The sequence below is a fragment of the Streptomyces sp. NPDC008001 genome (genome assembly GCF_042958085.1).
GTDB lineage: Bacteria > Actinomycetota > Actinomycetes > Streptomycetales > Streptomycetaceae > Streptomyces.
This window is the reverse complement of record NZ_JBIBIZ010000009.1, coordinates 234,098-253,989: the sequence shown is the minus strand read 5'-3', so window position 1 is coordinate 253,989 and position 19,892 is coordinate 234,098. Positions and strand designations below refer to the sequence as shown.

Annotated in this window: 12 protein-coding genes; 7 read left to right on the top strand and 5 right to left on the bottom strand. The window is 73.7% G+C overall.

Going from position 1 to position 19,892, the window contains the following annotated elements:
* Positions 1-170: 170 nt before the first annotated feature.
* Positions 171-1,226, top strand: a complete 1,056-nt coding sequence (locus tag ACFZCD_RS24895; RefSeq protein ID WP_391834421.1) for a hypothetical protein — start codon at positions 171-173, stop codon at positions 1,224-1,226.
* A 19-nt stretch (positions 1,227-1,245) separates the two neighbouring features.
* Here ACFZCD_RS24895 and ACFZCD_RS24890 read toward each other — a convergent pair whose 3' ends face one another.
* On the bottom strand, positions 1,246-2,991 hold the full coding sequence (locus ACFZCD_RS24890) for a TIGR03767 family metallophosphoesterase (RefSeq protein WP_391834420.1): 1,746 nt from the start codon (positions 2,989-2,991) through the stop codon (positions 1,246-1,248).
* A gap of 498 nt (positions 2,992-3,489) precedes the next feature.
* Here ACFZCD_RS24890 and ACFZCD_RS24885 point away from each other — a divergent pair, with 498 nt between their 5' ends.
* The 5 genes from ACFZCD_RS24885 (at position 3,490) to pepN (ending at position 12,154) form a co-directional block, all read left to right on the top strand.
* Positions 3,490-6,795 carry a S8 family serine peptidase gene (locus ACFZCD_RS24885; RefSeq protein WP_391834418.1) on the top strand — a complete coding sequence of 1,102 codons (3,306 nt, stop codon included), beginning with the start codon at positions 3,490-3,492 and terminating at the stop codon, positions 6,793-6,795.
* 195 nt (positions 6,796-6,990) lie between these two features.
* The gene (locus ACFZCD_RS24880) at positions 6,991-7,908 is read left to right on the top strand and encodes a trypsin-like serine peptidase (protein WP_391834416.1); all 918 of its coding nucleotides are present in this window, start codon (positions 6,991-6,993) and stop codon (positions 7,906-7,908) included.
* A gap of 45 nt (positions 7,909-7,953) precedes the next feature.
* The gene (locus ACFZCD_RS24875; RefSeq protein ID WP_391834414.1) at positions 7,954-8,253 is read left to right on the top strand and encodes a carboxypeptidase-like regulatory domain-containing protein; all 300 of its coding nucleotides are present in this window, start codon (positions 7,954-7,956) and stop codon (positions 8,251-8,253) included.
* A 155-nt stretch (positions 8,254-8,408) separates the two neighbouring features.
* Positions 8,409-9,437: an aspartate-semialdehyde dehydrogenase gene (locus tag ACFZCD_RS24870; protein ID WP_391834412.1), complete on the top strand. Its 1,029-nt coding sequence runs from the start codon at positions 8,409-8,411 to the stop codon at positions 9,435-9,437.
* Between the two features lie 143 nt (positions 9,438-9,580).
* Positions 9,581-12,154, top strand: a complete 2,574-nt coding sequence (gene pepN, locus ACFZCD_RS24865) for an aminopeptidase N (protein ID WP_391834410.1) — start codon at positions 9,581-9,583, stop codon at positions 12,152-12,154.
* A gap of 376 nt (positions 12,155-12,530) precedes the next feature.
* Here pepN and ACFZCD_RS24860 read toward each other — a convergent pair whose 3' ends face one another.
* The 3 genes from ACFZCD_RS24860 to malQ all read right to left on the bottom strand — a co-directional run bounded on the left by ACFZCD_RS24860 (position 12,531) and on the right by malQ (position 16,142).
* On the bottom strand, positions 12,531-13,505 hold the full coding sequence (locus ACFZCD_RS24860) for an acyl-ACP desaturase (RefSeq protein ID WP_391834408.1): 975 nt from the start codon (positions 13,503-13,505) through the stop codon (positions 12,531-12,533).
* 179 nt (positions 13,506-13,684) lie between these two features.
* The gene (locus ACFZCD_RS24855) at positions 13,685-13,951 is read right to left on the bottom strand and encodes a hypothetical protein (RefSeq protein WP_391834406.1); all 267 of its coding nucleotides are present in this window, start codon (positions 13,949-13,951) and stop codon (positions 13,685-13,687) included.
* A gap of 49 nt (positions 13,952-14,000) precedes the next feature.
* Entirely contained in the window at positions 14,001-16,142 is a 2,142-nt protein-coding gene (malQ, locus tag ACFZCD_RS24850; protein WP_391834404.1) for a 4-alpha-glucanotransferase, read from the bottom strand.
* A 209-nt stretch (positions 16,143-16,351) separates the two neighbouring features.
* Between malQ and ACFZCD_RS24845 the strand changes: the two genes are divergently transcribed.
* Positions 16,352-19,276, top strand: a complete 2,925-nt coding sequence (locus ACFZCD_RS24845) for a beta-N-acetylglucosaminidase domain-containing protein (RefSeq protein ID WP_391834402.1) — start codon at positions 16,352-16,354, stop codon at positions 19,274-19,276.
* A 78-nt stretch (positions 19,277-19,354) separates the two neighbouring features.
* Here the strand turns inward: ACFZCD_RS24845 and ACFZCD_RS24840 are convergent, their stop codons facing one another.
* The gene (locus tag ACFZCD_RS24840) at positions 19,355-19,891 is read right to left on the bottom strand and encodes an HNH endonuclease (protein WP_030366446.1); all 537 of its coding nucleotides are present in this window, start codon (positions 19,889-19,891) and stop codon (positions 19,355-19,357) included.
* Between the last annotated feature and the right edge of the window lies 1 nt (position 19,892).

Here is a 19,892-nt window from a genome sequence, read left to right as displayed (position 1 = left end):
GCTGCCCGGGAGTGAAGGGCGAAGCCCTGCCCGGGACGGGGAAGGACCGCTCGGGTCGGTGGACCCTTCGAGCCTCGAACGCCCGTACTTTAGGGCAGCGTTGTCCGGAAATGTCGACGGGGCTGTAACACCGGGTGAAGGTCCCCCACGGACGCGGGAACCTGCCGGGCATGAACTCCGACACCCCTCTCTCCCCGCGCCCCCTGCATCACCTCTCCGACGTCCGTCACCGTGTCATGACAGCACGTCAGCTGCGCGACCACGGTGTGTCCGGACCCGCCGCCGGGGAGCGCTGCCGCCCCGGCGGGCCGTGGCAGCAGCTGCTGCCCGGCGTCTTCCTGCTCCGCACGGGGCCCGCCACCAGCGAGGAGCGGCTGCACGCCGCCCTGCTGTACACGGTGCCGCGCACCCAGGGCCCGCCCGCCCAGCCGGGCCCTGGCACCGCGACCGCCGCGGCCCGGGAGGCGGCGGCCGGCCCGTACGGCCCCGCGATGATCACCGGGGCGGCGGCGCTGGCCCTGTACCGCTTCACGTCCGTGCCCCCGCTGCTGGCCCTCGACCACATCGACGTGCTCGTGCCGCGCACCCGCCGGCTGCGGCCGTCCGGCTTCGTCCGGTTCGTCCGCTCGCACGCCCTGCCACGCCCGGAGACGGTGACGGGGGTGCCCGTGGCGCCGGTCGCCCGGGCGGTCGCGGACGCCGTCGGGCAGCTCACCGACGCCTCGACGGTGCGCCGGCTGCTGGCCGAGGCGGTGCGCGGCGGGCACTGCGAAGCGGCCGCCGTGGTCCAGGAGTTGACGCGGGCCCGGCTGCTGGGGCGGGCGCACGTGGTGGACGCGGTGGACACGCTGCTGGCCGAGGGCCGGGCCGTCGCCGAGGGCAGGCTCTACGACATGGTGCGCGACCACCGGCTGCCCGCCCCGCTGTGGAACGTGGACCTGCGGCTGCCGGGCGGTCCGCACCTGGGCCGGGTGGACGCGTTCTGGCCCGAGCACAGCGTGGCCGTGGAGATCGACTCGCGGACGCCCCGGCAGGACGACGACGCCGTGTGGTCGGCGCAGTTCCGCAAGCGGGAGCACCTGGAGCGGCTCGGGATCATGGTCGTGCACGTCACCCCGAAGAAGCTGCGCGATGCGCCGCAGCAGCAGGCCGCGGTGGTCCGTACCGCCCTGATGGCGTCGGCCGACCGCGACCCTGCCGCGTATCTGGTGGTGCTGCCCCGGTGACCGCCGGGGCCCGGCCGCCTCAGCGCCGGGACAGCAGCAGCTCGGTGTTGCGGTCGGCGGGCGCGCCGGCGAGCGAGGTGTCGGACCCCGGGGCGTTGAAGGCGAGCTCGCGGTAGAGGGAGGCGAGGCCGGTCTGGGAGAGGTCGCCGAAGTCGGTGCGGTAGGGGGCGGCCGACTCGACGAGGGTGGTGAAGAGCGAGACCGTCCCGTCGTGGTTGTCCGTGACCTCGATGACCCGTGCGAGCTGCGGGTAGTCGACGTGCGAGGCGGTGGCGATCTCCCAGAACGTGCCGCGGGGGCGGATCCGGTTGCGGTGGCTGTGGCCGTTGATCCAGGCGAGGACGTTGTTGTGGCCCTGCAGGACGGCGATGAGCTCGTTGCCGTCGTGGCGGTCCTCGCCGGGCCGGCCGGGGTCGGGGTTGAGGTTGTCCATGCTCCAGCTGGGGTGGTGGCTGAAGACGAGCGCGTACTTGTCGGAGTAGCGCCGCAAGGTGTCTTCCAGCCAGCGCAGTTGGCGGGTGCCGAGCGAGCCCTGGTAGTGGCCGCCCGGGTCGGTGGTGTCGAGGCTGATGCCGACGACCTTGTCGGAGATCTTGAAGGAGTAGTAGAGGTCGCCGGAGTCGAGGTTCTCGCGGGTGTAGCCGTGGCCGGCGGGGCCGCGGCCCTTGTAGCGCGGGTCGAGGTGGGCGGCGACGTACTGCCGGGCGGTCAGCGGCACCCGCCGGGGGTCGGCGGTGACCGTGCGCATCTCCTTCTTGTGCGCCTTCAGCAGTTCCTCTATGCGCTTGCCCTTGGGGTCGGCGCCCTTGGACTCGCCCTCCATCAGCCACTTGGCCTGCTCCGCGGAGACGATCTGGAGCTTCTTGTTCCCCGTCGCGGCCTCGGCGATGAAGGTGCCCGCGGCCGGGTAGCAGCCGCCGGAGAGGCCGTCGTGGTTGCCGTAGGTGGAGTACCAGGGGATGTTCAGGCCGGGGCTGTTGACCTGGCGGGTGGCCGCGGCAAGGTAGCCGGGGATCCGCGGGTAGCCCGCCTGCTTGTCCTGGTCGCGCACGGCGCTCTCGGGGTGCCAGAACAGCTTCAGACCGCTGTTCTGAACGCCCTCGTAGTGGCGCGGGTCACCGGTGTTGGGGGTCATGCGGCCGCCGCTCATGGCGGTGAGGAACCACTCGACCTCGATCTTGGCGTTCTCGTCGCCGTTGTCGCCGGTGGTGATGACGAAGGACAGCGGCGCGCCGGTCGCCGGACCGTGCCGGAGCCGGTTGACGCGCTCGATCAGGGAGACGACGCCGGGCAGGGTCAGCGCCTCGTGCGGGCGCCACGCGCCGGGCTCGCCCGCCCGGAAGAACTCGTAGCGCAGCGGGTGCTGCACGTCCGTCAGGTGCAGGTCGGTGAACTGCACGAAGGACGCGAGCGTCGTCCGCCGGTCCTCGCGGCCGCGCTGCGGCTCGGCCAGGTCGGAGCGCACCTGCCGGGGCCAGCCCGGGCCGTCGCCGAGCCGCCGGTAGCCGCCGGTGCCGCGCGGGGCGGCGACCGAGGTGAGGGTGGTGCCGGCGCCGTTCGGGCCGTAGACGGACGCCGCGTCGGCGGCCGCGGAGGCGGCGGTCGCCGCTCCCGGCCCCGGATCCGCCGGCTGCGCCGCGGCCGGCACCGGATCGGAGCCCAGGGCCAGGCCGATGCCGGTGGCGGTGGTCACGGCCCCCGCTGCCGCGAGGAACGCACGGCGGTCGAGTCGGGCGTCTGCGGATCTGTCGGATCTGCGGTGCATAACGGTCTCCCCGAGTGCGAACGCGAAGCGGGCTGGAGCGGGCTACGGGCTGCGGAGCGTTTCCGGCAGCGATCCTTCCTACCGAGGATCGTTGGCAGTGGGGGTGACCTGGGCGTGAACGCGGCCGCAACGGCCGCCGCCGATCACCTCACATCGATCTTGGCGATTGCGAACGGACATACAGCACTCGTCCCCTGGCGGGCTGACGCTCACTCAGCGTTCACTCTCGGGGGGAACACCGGACCGCTTCTGGGTGCGGTGCTGTAGTCCGTTTGCCCTACAGCCCCTGAGCTGCGGTAACGCCGCTGACCGGTTCACGGCCTCCGTCACGCTTCCTCCCGAGTGGCGCCTGGCGGGTTTACGCCATCCTTACCTTCCCGCTCCGACAACTCTCCCCAAACCCCCGTCACTTCCATAAAAGTGATCGGTCATCCGGCTCCGATTTCCGGACGTCCGCTGTTCAGCGGCGCTTCACGTCAATTCCAGCCAGGGACGGTCATGACCCCCGAATCCCGCAACACGCGCCCCGGCGGCGCCAGACGCACGGTGCGAATAGCCGTCGCGGCCTCCCTCGTGGCCGCGCTCACGGCGGCGGGCGCCGCGCCCGCCTTCGCCGACGACCCGCTGCCCGCCCCGGGCCCGGTCAAGTCCCCTGCGGACAAGCTCGGTTCGCACGACGCCGCCCTGCTCGCCGGCGCCAAGGCCGGCGGCGACAAGACGGTCACCATGATGATCGCCACCGAGCCCGGGCAGACCGGCCAGGTCGCCGGCCGGCTCGGCGCCATCAAGGGCGCGTCGGTGGGCCGCACCGACGACAAGCTGGGCTACGTCCGGGCCACCGTGCCCACGGGCAAGGCCGACGCCGCGATCGCCGAGGCGGAGAAGCTGCGCTCGGTGCACGGCATCGACCTCAAGCAGGAGATCAAGCTGCCGGACCCGACGCCCCGCGCCGACGCGGCCGGGAGCGCCCGGGGCGCCAAGGCGGGCAACTACCCGGGACCGGGCAAGGACACCCCCGCGAAGAACCCCTACCAGCCGGCCTTCGAGACCGGCGCCGTGGACTTCACCGAGGACCACCCGGAGGCCGACGGCCGCGGCGTGACCATCGGCATCCTCGACTCGGGCATCGACCTGGGCCACCCGGCGCTGCAGAAGACCACCACCGGTGAGCGCAAGATCGTCGACTGGATCACCGCGACCGACCCGCTCACCGACCAGGACGGCACCTGGCTGCCGATGACGTCCGACGTCACCGGCCCCTCCTTCGCGTTCAACGGCCGCACCTACAAGGCCCCCGGCAACGGCACCTACCAGGTCGCCCTCTTCCGGGAGAACGCCACCGCCGGCGGCGACATGAAGGGCGACCTCAACCGGGACGGCGACACCACCGACTCCTGGGCGGTCCTCTACGACAAGGCGAAGGGCACCGTCCGCGTCGACCTCGGCGACGACGGCGACTTCACCGATGACGAGGAGCTCAAGCCGTACAAGGACGGCTTCCAGGTCGGCTACTTCGGCAAGGACGACCCGAAGACCCCGGTCGCCGAGCGCATCCCGTTCGTCGTGCAGATCCGCAAGGACGTGCCGATGGACCCCAAGGGCGGCGACTGGATCGGCAAGAAGGCCGACTTCGTCAGCATCGGCGTCATCGAATCCGAGCACGGCACGCACGTCGCGGGCATCACCGCGGCCAACGGCCTCTTCGGCGGGAGGATGAACGGCGCCGCGCCCGGCGCCAAGCTCGTCTCCTCCCGGGCCTGCACCTGGAGCGGCGGCTGCACCAACGTCGCCCTCACCGAGGGCATGATCGACCTCGTGGTCAACCACGGCGTCGACATCGTCAACATGTCGATCGGCGGCCTGCCCGCGCTCAACGACGGCAACAACGCCCGCTCCGAGCTCTACACGCGCCTGATCGACACCTACGGCGTCCAGCTCGTGATCTCCGCGGGCAACAGCGGCCCCGGCGCCAACACCATCGGCGACCCCGGCCTGGCCGACAAGGTCATCAGCGTCGGCGCGTCCGTCTCCAAGGAGACCTGGGCCGCCAACTACGGCTCGGAGGTGAGGACCAAGTACGCGATGATGCCGTTCTCCTCCCGCGGCCCGCGCGAGGACGGCGGCTTCACCCCGACCCTCACCGCCCCCGGCGCCTCGGTCAACACCACGCCGACCTGGGAGCCGGGCGCCCCCGTCAAGGAGGCCGGCTACGGCCTGCCGCCCGGCTACGGCATGCTGCAGGGCACCTCGATGGCCTCCCCGCAGGCCGCCGGTGCCTCCGCGCTGCTGATCTCGGCCGCCAAGCAGAAGCACATGAAGCTCACCCCGGCCGACCTGCGCACGGCGCTGACCAGCACCGCCAAGCAGATCAAGGGCGCGCAGGCCTACGAGCAGGGTGCGGGCCTCATCGACATCAACGAGGCCTGGGCGGCGCTGCGCCACCACGCCACGGCCCACGACTACACCGTGAAGGCCCCGGTCTCCACCGCGCTGTCCTCCGCGCTCAAGACCCCGGGCTACGGCACCGGCATCTACGACCGCGAGGGCGGGCTCAAGGCGGGCGAGACCCGGACGTACGAGGTCACGATCACCCGCACGTCCGGGCCCGCCAAGGCCCTGTGGCACGAGCTGAAGTGGCGCAACAACGACGGCACCTTCAAGGTCGAGGGCGACGACGAGGTCAAGCTGCCGCTCGACCAGCCCGTGACCGTCAAGGTCAAGGCGAAGCCGAGGACGGCCGGCCTGCACAGCGCGATCCTCACCGTGGACGACGACCGCACCGAGGGCATCGACAAGCAGGTCCTCGCGACCGTCGTCGCCGCGGAGCCGGTCGCCGCGCCGTCGTACGTGGTCAGGAAGACCGCCACGGCCGTGCGCAACGCCACCACCTCGTACTTCCTGAACGTGCCCAAGGGCGCCAGGACGCTGGAGGTCGCGCTGAGCGGCCTGGCCAAGGACAGCCAGACCCGGTTCATCGCGATCAACCCGTATGGCGTGCCGGTCGACGACACCTCCACCGTCAGCTGCTACCCGAACTACTCGAACCCGGCCAACAAGTGCCGTCCCGACCTGCGCAGCTACGCCAACCCGCTGCCGGGCGTCTGGGAGGTCGAGGTCGAGTCGCGGCGCACGTCGCCGCTGCTGGACAACCCGTACACGCTGACGGCCACCGCGCTCGGCGTCACCTTCGACCCGGCGACGCAGACCGTCCCCGAGGCGAAGATCGGCACCCCGGCCGCCGTCTCCTGGAAGGCCGTCAACGGCTTCGCGGCGCTGGAGGGCACGCTCAAGGGCGGGCAGCTCGGCTCCTCGAAGATCGCGCGGCCGGTCATCAAGGAGGGCGAGAAGCAGGTCACCAAGGTCACGCTGGGGGCGGGCGTCACCCGCTTCGACGCCGCGATCGGCGGCACGGCGGACCCCAAGGCCGACCTGGACCTGACCGTCTACAAGGACGGCAAGGCCGTGGGCTCCTCCACCAGCGGCGGCTCCGACGAGCTCGTGAGCCTGGCCGGTCCGGCGGCGGGCGAGTACACGATCGAGGTCACGGGCTACTCGGTGCCCTCGGGCTCGACCGCCTACGACTACCGCGACGTCTACTTCGCGCCCTCGCTGGGTGAGGTCAGGGTCGCCGGCGGCGCGGCGGTCAAGCTCGGCGCCGGGCAGTCCGCGCAGGTCGCGGCCGAGGTCGTGGTCGCCGGGGCGGCCCCCGAGGGGCGCTCCTTCTTCGGCGACGTGCAGCTGGTCAACGCGGCCGGGACGGTCGCGGGGAGCGGCAGCGTGAAGATCGAGAAGGTCGTCGGCTAGCGGGGCCGCACGACACGAGGAGGGGCGGGCGCGCGGTAGGGGCGCCCGCCCCTTGCGTGCTTCGAGTGCCCGTTCGCGCACCCCTTCGCGCTCCTACCGCGGCCCGGATTCCCGGAGGAGATTCGAGCGCAGAGTGCGCTTATGCCCTGTTCCATGCGGTCTGCGGACCTTGCCGTCGAAGGGACGGTTCCGCCCATGCCACAGGACCCCCACACCCCCGTCTCCAGCGAACCCCCGGCGGACCTGCTGCCCGCCGACGGCCGGCCCGTGTCCCAGCCGCCCGGCACCGGCGCGGACGGCACCCCCGTGGCGGCCGGCGCCACGGGCACCGAGCCCATCGAGGGCTACCGGCTGCCGGAGGCGCCCGAGGCCGGCAGCGCCTTCGGCGGCCCCCTCCCCGACATCGGCGAGGCCTCCTTCGGGCCGCCGGCCGGCCCGGAGACCGTCCACGGGCCGGACGACCGGGTGCAGATCACCACCACCGGCGTCTATCCATGGCGGGTGCACTGCTTCCTGGAGATCACGGCCGCCGACGGCAGCGCCTGGCTCGGCACCGGCTGGTTCATCGGCCCGCACACGATCGCCACCGCCGGGCACGTCGTCTTCGTCAAGAACAGCGGGGTGCCCGGGCGGGACGGCTGGGTCCGCAGCATCAAGGTGTGGCCCGGCCGCAACGGCGGCACGGCGCCCTACGGCCCGGTCGTCAGCACCAGCTTCCGCTCCGTGACCGGCTGGACGTCCGGCGGCGACGAGAACTACGACTACGGCGCGATCGTCCTGTCCACGGACCTGGGCGCGCAGACCGGCTGGTTCGGCTTCGGCGTCTGGTCCGACGCGGACCTGCTGCAGGTCACCGGCAACATCGCCGGCTATCCGGCCGACAAGCCTTACGCCACGCTCTGGTACGACGCGCGCCGCATCGACTCGGTGGGGCCGCGCAAGGTGTACTACGACATCGACACCTTCGGCGGGCAGAGCGGCAGCTCCGTCTACCGGATCACCGGCAACGACCGGTTCGGAGTCGCCGTGCACGCGTACGGCGGCGCCCGGGTGAACTCCGGGACCCGGATCACCACGCCGGTCTACGACAACTTCGTGGCCTGGAAGGCGTGACCCGATCCGTATGGACCCCCGACCGCTCATGAACGCCCCGGCCGCATGAGCACCTCCCCCGCGCCCGCCGGCGTGATCCGCGGCACGGTCCGCGACGCCGCGGGCGCCCCCGTTCCCGGCGCCCGCGTGGCCTTCGCCGGCGGGCCCGGGCCGCTGCCCGACGTCGCCGCCGTCACCGACGGCGAGGGCCGCTTCGCGCTCACCGCCCCGGCCGCGGGGACGTACACCCTTGTGTGCCGGGGCGACGGCGGGACGGCGACCGCCCGGGTCCGGGTCTCCGGCCCGGCCGGCACCCCTTCCGCCACCCTTCCGGAGGATGTCCGGGCCGACCTGCGCCTGGGCTGAAGATTTCCCGTGGCTCCCCGCCCCGTCCCGCACACCGGTCAAAGGATTGGACTTTTGGTACGGGTGTGACCACATGATGGAACCGTCGTGCCAGGCGCGACGTCCCTGGCAGCAGGTTGCATGTTGCATGTGATGTACATGAGTAGGGAGCCCTCATGAGGATCGGAATCGTCGGAGCCACCGGGCAGGTCGGCGGAGTCATGCGCAAGATCCTTGCCGACCGGGCGTTCCCGGTCAGCGAGCTGCGCCTGTTCGCCTCGGCGCGCTCCGCCGGGTCCACCCTCCCCTGGCAGGACACGGAGATCACGATCGAGGACGCCTCGACCGCCGACTACACCGGCCTGGACATCGTGCTCTTCTCCGCCGGCGGCGCGACCTCCCGGGCGCTGGCCGAGAAGGTCGCCGGACAGGGCGCCGTCGTGATCGACAACTCCTCCGCCTGGCGCATGGACCCCGAGGTCCCGCTGGTCGTCTCCGAGGTCAACCCGCACGCGGTCAAGGACCGCCCCAAGGGCATCATCGCCAACCCGAACTGCACCACGATGGCCGCCATGCCCGTGCTGCGCCCGCTGCACGAGGAGGCGGGGCTGACGGCCCTGATCGCCACCACCTACCAGGCCGTCTCCGGCTCGGGCCTCGCCGGCGTCGCCGAGCTCGACGGCCAGGTCCGCGCGGTCGGCGAGCGGGCCGCCGAGCTCACCCACGACGGCGAGGCCGTCGCCTTCCCCGAGCCCGGCGTCTACAAGCGCCCCATCGCGTACAACGTGCTCCCGCTGGCCGGCTCGATCGTCGACGACGGCCGCTTCGAGACCGACGAGGAGCAGAAGCTCCGCAACGAGTCCCGGAAGATCCTGGAGATCCCGGGCCTCAAGGTCTCCGGCACCTGTGTCCGCGTCCCCGTCTTCTCCGGCCACTCGCTGCAGGTCAACGCCCGCTTCGAGCGCCCGATCAGCGTCGAGCGCGCGTACGAGCTGCTCAAGGGCGCCCCCGGCGTCGAGCTCTCGGAGATCCCCACCCCGCTGCAGGCGGCCGGCAAGGACGCCTCCTACGTGGGCCGCATCCGCCAGGACGAGACCGCCGAGCACGGCCTCGCGCTCTTCCTCTCCAACGACAACCTCCGCAAGGGCGCGGCGCTCAACGCCGTGCAGATCGCGGAGCTGGTCGCCGCCGAGCTCAAGGGCTGACCCCTCCCCCGGCCCTGCCGCGCCGCCCGTCCCCCTCGGGGCCGGGCGGCGCGGTCGTTTCGCTTCCCGAAAACAGCACGGGCGCCATGGGCACCCGGCGTGGAAGGATGGCCGGAAAGTCGCGAAGTTAAGGAGATGCCCAGGTGCCTGGAACGAATCTGACCCGCGAAGAGGCGCAGCGGAGGGCCCGTCTGCTGACCGTCGACGCGTACGAGATCGAGCTCGACCTCTCCGGTGCGCAGGAGGGGGGCACCTACCGCTCCGAGACCGTGGTGCGGTTCGACGCGGCCGAGGCGGGCGAGACGTTCATCGATCTGGTGGCGCCCACGGTGCACGAGGTCGTGCTGAACGGGACCGCGCTCGACCCGGCCGAGGTGTTCGCGGACAGCCGGATCGCGCTGCGCGGCCTGGTGGCCGGCCGCAACGAGCTGAAGGTCGTCGCGGACTGCGCGTACACCAACACGGGCGAGGGCCTGCACCGCTTCGTCGACCCGGTCGACCAGCAGGCCTACCTGTACACGCAGTTCGAGGTGCCGGACGCGCGGCGCGTCTTCGCGTCGTTCGAGCAGCCCGACCTGAAGGCCGTCTTCACGTTCACCGTGAAGGCGCCCGAGGGCTGGACGGTCATCTCCAACTCGCCGACCCCCGAGCGGCCCGCCGACAACGTGTGGCGCTTCGCGCCGACGCAGCGGATCTCCACGTACATCACGGCCCTGATCGCGGGCCCGTACCACAGCGTGCACAGCACGTACGAGAAGGACGGCCGCAGCATCCCGCTGGGCATCTACTGCCGTCCCTCGCTGGCCGAGTTCCTGGACGCGGACCACATCTTCGAGGTGACGCGGCAGGGCTTCGACTGGTTCGAGGAGAAGTTCGCCTACGCGTACCCGTTCCCGAAGTACGACCAGCTGTTCGTGCCGGAGTTCAACGCGGGCGCGATGGAGAACGCGGGCGCGGTCACCATCCGCGACCAGTACGTCTTCCGCTCGAAGGTCACGGACGCCGCGTACGAGGGGCGCGCCGAGACGATCCTCCACGAGCTGGCCCACATGTGGTTCGGCGACCTGGTCACCATGGAGTGGTGGAACGACCTGTGGCTGAACGAGTCGTTCGCCACCTTCACCTCGATCGCCTGCCAGGCCTCGGCCCCGGGCTCGCGGTGGCCGCACGCGTGGACCACCTTCGCGAACTCCATGAAGACCTGGGCGTACCGGCAGGACCAGCTGCCCTCCACCCACCCGATCATGGCCGAGATCCGCGACCTGGACGACGTGCTCGTCAACTTCGACGGCATCACGTACGCCAAGGGCGCGTCCGTGCTGAAGCAGCTCGTCGCCTATGTGGGTGAGGACGCGTTCTTCCGCGGCGTGCAGGCCTACTTCAAGGCGCACGCCTTCGGCAACACCCGCCTCCCCGACCTGCTCGGCGCGCTGGAGGAGACCTCCGGCCGCGACCTCACCACCTGGTCGAAGCTGTGGCTGGAGACCGCCGGCATCAACATCCTGCGCCCGGAGATCGAGACCGGCGCGGACGGCGTCATCACCTCCTTCGCCGTCCGGCAGGAGGCCCCGGCCCTGCCCTCCGGCGCCAAGGGCGAGCCCACGCTGCGGCCGCACCGGATCGCCGTCGGCCTGTACGAGCTGGAGGGCGGCAAGCTCGTCCGCAAGGAGCGGATCGAGCTGGACGTCGACGGCGAGCTGACGCCCGTCGACGCGCTCGTCGGCACCGCCCGGCCGGCCGTCGTGCTCCTCAACGACGACGACCTGTCCTACGCCAAGGTCCGCCTCGACGAGCAGTCGCTCGCGACCGTCACCGCCCACCTCGGCGACTTCACCGAGTCCCTGCCGCGCGCCCTGTGCTGGGCCTCCGCCTGGGACATGACGCGCGACGGCGAGCTCGCCGCCCGCGACTACCTCGCGCTCGTCCTCTCCGGCATCGCCAAGGAGTCGGACATCGGCGTCGTCCAGTCGCTGCAGCGGCAGGTCAAGCTGGCCCTCGACCTGTACGCCGCCCCCGAGTGGCGGCCGGCCGGCCTCGCCGAGTGGACCGAGGCGACCCTCGCCCACCTGAAGTCCGCCGAGCCCGGCAGCGACCACCAGCTGGCGTGGGCGCGGGCGTTCGCCGCCACGGCCCGTACGGACGAGCAGCTCGACCTGCTGCAGGGGCTCCTCGACGGCACCGAGAAGATCGACGGCCTCGCCGTCGACACCGAGCTGCGCTGGGCGCTGCTGGGCCGCCTCGCGGCGACCGGCCGGGCCGGCGAGTCCGCCATCGCGGCCGAGCTGGAGCGGGACCGGACGTCGGCCGGCGAGCGGTACGCGGCGGCGGCGCGGGCCTCGCAGCCCACCGCCGAGGCGAAGGACGCCGCGTGGAAGGCGGTCGTGGAGTCGGCCGCCCTGCCCAATGCCGTGCAGGAGGCCGTCATCGGCGGCTTCGTCCAGGCGGACCAGCGGGAGCTGCTCGCGCCCTACGCCGAGAAGTACTTCGCGGCGGTCAAGCCGGTGTGGGAGAGCCGCAGCCACGAGATCGCCCAGCAGATCGCGATCGGGCTGTACCCGGCGCTGCTCGTCTCGCAGGAGACCCTGGACGCGACGGACGCCTGGCTGGCCTCGGCCGAGCCGAACGCGGCCCTGCGGCGACTGGTACTGGAGTCCCGCTCGGGCGTGGAACGGGCGCTGCGGGCGCGGGCCGCCGACGCGGCGGCGGCGACCAGCTGACGCTACCCCCGACGCCGGGGGGGTGAAGGGTGCCGGGCGCGCACCCTTCACCCCGCCGCGACGGCGATCAGCCACAACGGTGGCGACCGGCGGTGCCGGACCGGGCTGAGCCCGTACGGCACCGCCGGGCTGCGCCGCGGTGGCTGCGCGCCGTCGCGGCGGATTCAAGGGTGCGTGCGAGCACCCTTGACTCGGTGCCCAGGTGGTTGCGCGCCGTGGCGGCAGATCCAAGGGCGCGGGCGCCCTTGACCTGGCGCCCACCCGTCCGGAGGACCCCGGCACCGCCGGGCTGCGCCGCTGTGGCTGATCGCCGTCGCGGCGGATTCAAGGGTGCGTGCGAGCACCCTTGACTCGGTGCGAGCGCCCTTGGCCGGCCTCAGGCCTTTTCGGCCCGTGCGGCGCGGCGGGCCAGGAGGGCTGCCCGGCGCTCGTCGAACTTCGTGGCCTGGTCGTCCAGGCCCGCCATGAACGCGCCCAGTTCCTCCTGGGCGCGGAGGCCCTCCGGGCCCAGGCCGGTGATTTCCAGGACCTTCAGGAAGCGCAGCACCGGCTGGAGCACGTCGTCGTGGTGGATGCGCAGGTTGTAGATGCCGCCGATCGCCATCTGGGCGGCGGCCCGCTCGAAGCCGGGGATGCCGTGCCCGGGCATCCGGAAGTTGACGACGACGTCACGGACGGCGGACATCGTCTGGTCAGGGGCCAGCTCGAACGCCTTCCCGAGCAGGTTGCGGTAGAAGACCATGTGAAGGTTCTCGTCGGTGGCGATCCGGGCGAGCATCCGCTCGCAGACGGGGTCGCCGGAGTGCCGCCCGGTGTTGCGGTGCGAGATCCGCGTGGCGAGCTCCTGGAAGGCCACATAGGCGACCGAGTGGAGCATGCTGTGCCGGTTGTCGGACTCGAAGCCCTCGCTCATGTGGGCCATCCGGAACCGCTCCAGGGCGACGGGGTCGACGGCCCGCGAGGTCAGCAGGTAGTCCCGCATGACGATGCCGTGCCGGCCCTCCTCCGCCGTCCAGCGGTGCACCCACGTGCCCCAGGCGCCGTCGCGGCCGAAGAGCTGGGCGATCTCGTGGTGGTAGCTGGGGAGGTTGTCCTCGGTGAGGAGGTTGACCACGAGGGCGGTGCGGCCGATGTCGGAGACCTTGGACTGCTCGGGTGACCAGGCCTCGCCGCCCATGACGCCGTCGAAGTCACGGCCGTCGCTCCACGGCACGTACTCGTGCGGCATCCACTCCTTGGCGATCTTCAGATGCCGGTTGAGCTCGGCTTCGACGACCTCTTCGAGCGCGTACAGCAGGCGGCTGTCGCTCCACATGGCCCGGGCGTGGTGGCGGAGGGGGGCGATGGTCACAAACAGCTCCTGGGGGGATGATCGCACTTACGGTTCCGTAGGTTACGACACCGTAGGTTAAGGAGGCCGTAAAGCGAAATCCCTCGCTCCGGAAAAGAGGGCGGGAACACACGCGGAAAAGCCCGGTGCCCCCGGTCCTCGAGAGGACCGGGGGCACCGGGCTGAAGCGGAAGGAGCGGCTAGCGCGTGCGCGGGTGGTGGGTGTCGATCGTGTGCGGGTTGTCCGAGTGCCTGGCGGCGACCATCACGAGGCCGGCGATCACCAGGAAGAGGACGATCGGTGCGGCGACGTAGAGGCCGAGGGTGTTGATCACGCTCAGGCCCGGACCCGGGTCGTCACCGTCGTCGCGGGTGAGCGCGAACGCGGGGGACGACATCAGCAGCATCAGCAGCGTGCCGGCCGAGACGGCACCGGCTCGCACGGCGTTCTTGTTCTTGTTGCTCACGGCCTCAAGATATCGGGAGCCCGGGAGACCCGCGCGTCCGGGGGTGGTGCTACGGGCCCGCCGCCGCTCCGACCTCGGCCATCAGGGCCCGCAGCCGGGGTGAGGCGGCCAGCTCCTCAAGGGAGAGGGGGCGCCCGTCGGGCCCGGCGACGGGCAGCCGCCAGTTCGGGTACTGGTCCCACGTGCCGGGGAGGTTCTGCGGGCGGCGGTCGCCGACGGCGTCCGGCAGCCAGATGCCGATCAGGCGGGCGGGGGTGAGCATCAGATAGCGGTGGACGGCCAGGACGGCCTCCTCCTCGCCGGCCGGCCCCTCGGGCAGCAGGCCGAGCCGCCGGAAGAGCTCCAGCCACTCCCCCACCTCCCGGGCGTCCTCCTGCTGCTCCTCGCCGAGCGGCCGGGTGAGCAGGCCCAGCCGGTGGCGCAGGGCGACGTGGTCGCCGGTGAGGCGGGCGGCGGTGCTGGGCAGGTCGTGCGTGGTGGCGGTGGCCAGGCAGCCGGTGCGCCACCGGGCGGGCGGCAGCGGCGGCGCGGGGTCCTGCGCGTAGTCCCGCTCGAACCACAGCACCGACGTCCCGAGCACCCCGCGCTCGGCCAGCGCCTCCCGCACGCCCGGCTCGACCGTCCCCAGGTCCTCCCCCACCACCGTGGCGCCCGCGCGGTGGGCCTCCAGGGCGAGGACGCCGAGCATGGCCTCGGGGTCGTAGCGGACGTACGTGCCGCGCGTGGGCTCCTCGCCCTCCGGCACCCACCACAGGCGGAACAGGCCCATGACGTGGTCGACGCGCAGGCCGCCCGCGTGGCGCAGGAGGCCGCGCAGCAGCTCGCGGTAGGGGCGGTAGCCGCCGGCTTCCAGGGCGTCGGGGCGCCAGGGCGGCAGGCCCCAGTCCTGGCCGCGGGGGCTGAAGGCGTCGGGCGGCGCGCCGACGGACATGCCGGCGGCGAAGGCGTCCTGCTGCGCCCAGGTGTCCGCGCCGGAGGGGTGGACGCCGACGGCGAGGTCGTGGACGAGGCCGACGCGCATGCCGGCCGAGCGGGCGGCGGCCTGCGCGGCCGCGAGCTGCTCGTCGGTGAGCCAGGCGAGCCAGCGGTGGAAGTCGATGCGGCCGGCCAGGCGGGTGCGGGCGCGGGCGGTGGCGGCGGAGCGGGGGTCGGCGAGGCCGCCGGGCCACGAGCGCCAGTGCGGGCCGTGCAGCTCGGCGAGGGCGTTCCAGGCGCAGTGGTCGTCGAGGGCGCGGCCCTGCTCGGCGACGAAGGTCTCGTAGGCGGCCCGGCGGGCGGGGGCGAGCGGGACGGAGCGGACGAGCTCCAGGGCGCGCCGCTTGAGCTCCCAGACGGCGTCGCGGTCGATGAGCTCGCCCTTGAGGAGCACGGCGTCGCGCAGGGCGGCGGCCCGGCCGAGGAGGTGTCCCGCCCGCTCGCGCGGCTCGCCGGTGAGCCGCGCGAACTCGGGGACGTCGGTGACGCGCAGGTGGACGGGGTCGGGGAAGCGGCGGGACGAGGGCCGGTAGGGCGAGGGGTCGGTGGGGGCGCCGCCGGCGCCGGGCACGGCTGCGTGCAGGGGGTTGACCTGGACGAAGTCGGTGCCGAAGGCGCGGCCGGACCAGGCGGCGAGCGCGGCCAGGTCGCCGAGGTCGCCCATGCCCCAGGAGCGGGCGGAGAGCAGGGAGTACAGCTGGACGAGGAAGCCGTGGCCGCGCGCGGGCGGGGCGGGCAGCCGGTCGGGGGCGACGATCAGGGAGGCGGCGGCGGAGCGGCCGTCGGGGGCGTGGGCGCGCAGCACGTGCGTGCCGAGCGGGAGCGGGGCAGAAGCGCGGACACCGGCCCCGCCCGTACCTGCCGGGCGCGTGCCGCCGCCCGCCCCGGGGCCGCCGGAGGTGAGGTCCAGGACGACGACCTCCCCGTCCTCCGTCTCCACGCAGGCCTCGGTGCCCGGCGGCAGGGCGGGCAGCGGGCCGCGCCCCGCGCGCAGGACCACCGTGGCGGGCAGCAGCCTGCGGCGTGCGGCCTCCTCGTGGGCGGCCAGGGCGTCGCGGACGGCGGCGGGCGTGGCGGCGTCGACTCCGAGCGCCGCGAGGACGGCCACGACGGTGTCCTCGGGCACGCCGGCGCTGCGGCCGGGCGCGGGACCGTACGACGTCGCGACGCCGTGCAGGGCTGCGAGCCGTGCCCTGGACGTGAGCACCTCGGCCATCACCACCTCCGCGGGGTGTCCGTGCCGAAGGCCGTACCCGCCGCTGGGCGGCGGGACACCACTCGAATTCCCGTTCACCCGCGGAGGTTCGGCTTTCGCGGTCGACGCGCCGGGCAATACAGGCACTTCGGTCACGTGCGTTGACACGCCCATCTGCTGGTGATGGGCTCGCCCCCGTCTGGAGTACCGACAGGGCGAGGGAGACGGCCGTGCACTTCCGGGGCAGCGACTCCTCACCCGGCGGCCACGGGCCCGCGCGCCCCCGCCGCGCCGGGGTGACCGTCCTCGCGGCGGCCCTGCTCAGCGGCCTGCTGGCGGGTGCGCCCGGGGCCGCGGCGGTGCCCCGGCCGGGCGATGCCGCGGCCGCCGCGACCGACCCGCAGGGCGAGGGCGCCCTGCCGCCGGTGTGGCCGCGGCCCCAGGCCGCGCGGGCCCTCGGCTCGTTCGCCCCGGTCGGCGGCGAGGTCACGCTGATGACGGAGCCGGGCACCGACCCGTACGCGGTGGACGCGCTGCGCGACCTGCTGCGCGCGGCGGGCGCCCGTGCGGTCGTGGACGCGGCGCCCGGCGGGACGCCGCCCCCGAGCGGGCTGATCGTCTACGCGGGCGGGCAGGGCGCCGAGGAGGCGCTGCGGGCGCTGGGCGCGCCGGAGGCCGGGGACTTGCCGGCCGGAGGCTACCGCCTGGCGACGGGTCAGGTGGCGGGCCGGCCGACGGCCGCGCTCGCGGGCACGGGAACGGACGGGCTGTTCCACGCGGTGCAGACGCTGCGGCAGCTGACGGTGGAGCAGGGCGGCGCGAAGGGCTTCGCGGGGGCGGTGGTCCGCGACTGGCCGGGCACGGCGGTGCGGGGGCTGTCCGAGGGCTTCTACGGCGAGCCCTGGTCGCGCGAGCAGCGGCTGGCGCAGCTGGACTTCATGGGCCGCACCAAGCAGAACCGGTACCTGTACGCGCCGGGCGACGACCCGTACCGGCAGGCCCGCTGGCGCGCCGCCTACCCCGCGGCGCAGCGCGAGGAGTTCCGGGAGCTGGCCGACCGGGCCCGCCGCAACCACGTGACGCTGGCGTGGGCGGTGACGCCGGGTCAGGCGATGTGCTTCTCCTCGGCGGAGGACCTGCGGGCGCTCAAGCGCAAGGTGGACGGCATGTGGGCGCTGGGGTTCCGCGCCTTCCAGCTGCAGTTCCAGGACGTGAGCTACAGCGAGTGGCACTGCGGGGCGGACGCGGACGCGTTCGGTTCTGGGCCGAAGGCGGCGGCGAAGGCGCAGGCGAAGGTCGCGGGCGAGCTGGCGGCGCACCTGGCGGCGAAGGGCCCGGAGGCGGCCCCGCTGTCGCTGCTGCCGACCGAGTACTACCAGGACGGGCGGACGGCGTTCCGGCGCGCGCTCGCGGAGGAGCTCGACCCGCGCGTGGAGGTGGCGTGGACGGGCGTCGGGGTGGTGCCGAAGACCATCACCGGCGGCGAACTGGCCGACGCCCGGGCGGCGTTCGGGCACCCGCTGGTGACGATGGACAACTACCCGGTCAACGACTTCGCGCAGGACCGTATCTTCCTCGGCCCGTACACCGGCCGCGAGCCGGCCGTCGCGGCGGGCTCCGCCGCGCTGCTGGCCAACGCGTCGTCCCAGGCCGCCGTCTCGCGCATCCCGCTGTTCACGGCGGCGGACTACGCGTGGAACCCGCGCGGCTACCGCCCGCAGGACTCGTGGCGGGCCGCGGTCGACGACCTGGCCGGTCCTGACCCGCGCACCCGGGAGGCGCTGCGGGCCCTGGCGGGCAACGACGCGTCCTCCGTCCTCGGCGGCGAGGAGTCGGCATACCTGCGCCCGCTGCTGGACGCGTTCTGGGCCGCCCTGGCGGGCACGGACGCCAAGGCCCGGGAGGAGGCTGCGGACCGGCTGCGGGCCGCCTTCGGCACGATGCGGGACGCCCCGCAGCACCTGTCGGGGACCTTCGGCGACGAGGTCGGCCCCTGGCTGGAGCAGCTCGCGCGGCACGGCGAGGCGGGGGCGCGGGCGCTGGACATGCTGCTCGCCCAGGCGCGCGGCGACGGCGCGGAGGCCTGGCGGGCCCAGCTGGACGTGCAGCGGCTGCGCGGGCGGATCAAGGACAGCCCGGCGACGGTCGGCAAGGGCGTGCTCACCCCCTTCCTCGACCAGGCCCTGGCGCGGGCGAACGGCTGGACGGGCGTGGACCGGCCGGTGCGCTCCGCGGGCGCGGCGACCGACGGCGACCCCGCCACCGCCTTCACGGGCTCCGCGGACGAGCCGCTGACCGTACGGCTGGACGGGCCGCGGCCGCTGACGGCCGTCACGGTGCTCACCGCCCCCGCCCCGGGCGCGCGCGGCACGGTCTGGGGCCGCGACGCCGCCAAGGGCTGGCAGCCGCTGGGTGCGGTGTCGGACAGCGGCTGGACGCAGGTGCCGGGCAAGGGCCTGCGGGCGGACGCGCTGCGGGTGGTGTGGGAGGGGGGCGGCACGCCGCCGCCCGTCCACGAGCTCGCCCCCTGGTTCGCGGACACGCCCACGGCGGACGTCGAGCTCGCGCACGAGGCCGCGGACGCGGAGCTCGGCGGGCGCCCGGCGGCGGTGGACGTGCGGATGATCAACCGGCGCCCGGAGCAGGTGCGCGAGAAGCTCACCGTGCGGGCGCCCGACGGCGTCACGGTCAAGGCCCCCGCCGAGGTGACGGTGGCTCGCGGCGGGGTGACCACGGCCCGGATCGAGCTCGCGGTCCCGGCGGGCGGCTCGGCCCGCACCTTCACCGTGCCGGTGCGGCTCGGCGATCAGGAGCGGACGCTGACCGTGCGGGCGTACCCGCAGGCCGGCGGGCCCGACCTGGCCCGCGGCGCGGCCCTGAGCTCCCCGGACGGGGACGTCCGGCAGCTGGAGCTGGCCCGCCCCGTACGGCTGGGGAAGCTGGTGCTGCACTGGCGGGAAGGACAGGACGGGAAGGAGGCGGCGCGCCGCCGCGTCCAGGTCTCCGCGGACGGCCGCACCTGGCGGGACGCCGCCGCGGCCTCCGGCGAGGAGGGCACGGAGGCGGTGCGCCTGGACGCGCCGGACACCCGCTTCGTCCGCGTGCAGGACGGGAAGGCGCTGCAGGGCGTGGAGGCGTACGCGGTGGCACCCTGACCGGGGCGTCCTCAAGCGCCGGACGGGCCGGTCCTCCGGCCCGCCCGGCGCCCGGGACACGGCAATGGCCCGGAACCGTCAGGCGGAAATGCCGTCGATCCGGGCCATCGCGTCCTCCGCGCCGAATGCCTCCAGATAAGGCAGCCAGCGCGGATCCCTATGGCCCGTGCCGATGATGCGCCAGGCCAGGCCGGACGGCGGCGCGGGCTGGTGGCGCAGCCGCCACCCCAGCTCCGCGACGTGCCGGTCGGCCTTGACGTGATTGCAGCGGCGGCAGGCCGCCACCACGTTCTCCCAGGCGTGCTGGCCGCCGCGGCTGCGCGGGACCACGTGATCGACGCTGGTTGCGACGCCACCGCAATACGCGCAGCGCCCGCCGTCACGGGCGAAGAGAGCACGGCGGGTGAGCGGGACGGGCCCCCGAAAGGGCACGCGCACGAAGCGTTTGAGGCGGACCACGCTGGGAGCGGGGATGGTGCACGTTGCACTGTGCATATAGGCGCCGGTGTCCTCGAGGCTGACGGCCTTCTCATTGAGGACGAGTATGAGCGCGCGGCGGAGCGGTACGACGCCGAGCGGCTCGTACGACGCGTTGAGGACCAGGACATGCGGCACG

What these genes read in the sequence shown, in the direction of transcription:
- ACFZCD_RS24895 (WP_391834421.1), top strand. Translation starts at nt 171, where the DNA reads ATGAACTCCGACACCCCTCTCTCCCCGCGCCCCCTGCATCACCTCTCC.
- ACFZCD_RS24880 (WP_391834416.1), top strand. Translation starts at nt 6,991, where the DNA reads ATGCCACAGGACCCCCACACCCCCGTCTCCAGCGAACCCCCGGCGGAC.
- malQ (WP_391834404.1), bottom strand. Translation starts at nt 16,142, where the DNA reads ATGGCCGAGGTGCTCACGTCCAGGGCACGGCTCGCAGCCCTGCACGGC.
- ACFZCD_RS24885 (WP_391834418.1), top strand. Translation starts at nt 3,490, where the DNA reads ATGACCCCCGAATCCCGCAACACGCGCCCCGGCGGCGCCAGACGCACG.
- ACFZCD_RS24870 (WP_391834412.1), top strand. Translation starts at nt 8,409, where the DNA reads ATGAGGATCGGAATCGTCGGAGCCACCGGGCAGGTCGGCGGAGTCATG.
- ACFZCD_RS24890 (WP_391834420.1), bottom strand. Translation starts at nt 2,991, where the DNA reads ATGCACCGCAGATCCGACAGATCCGCAGACGCCCGACTCGACCGCCGT.
- ACFZCD_RS24875 (WP_391834414.1), top strand. Translation starts at nt 7,954, where the DNA reads ATGAGCACCTCCCCCGCGCCCGCCGGCGTGATCCGCGGCACGGTCCGC.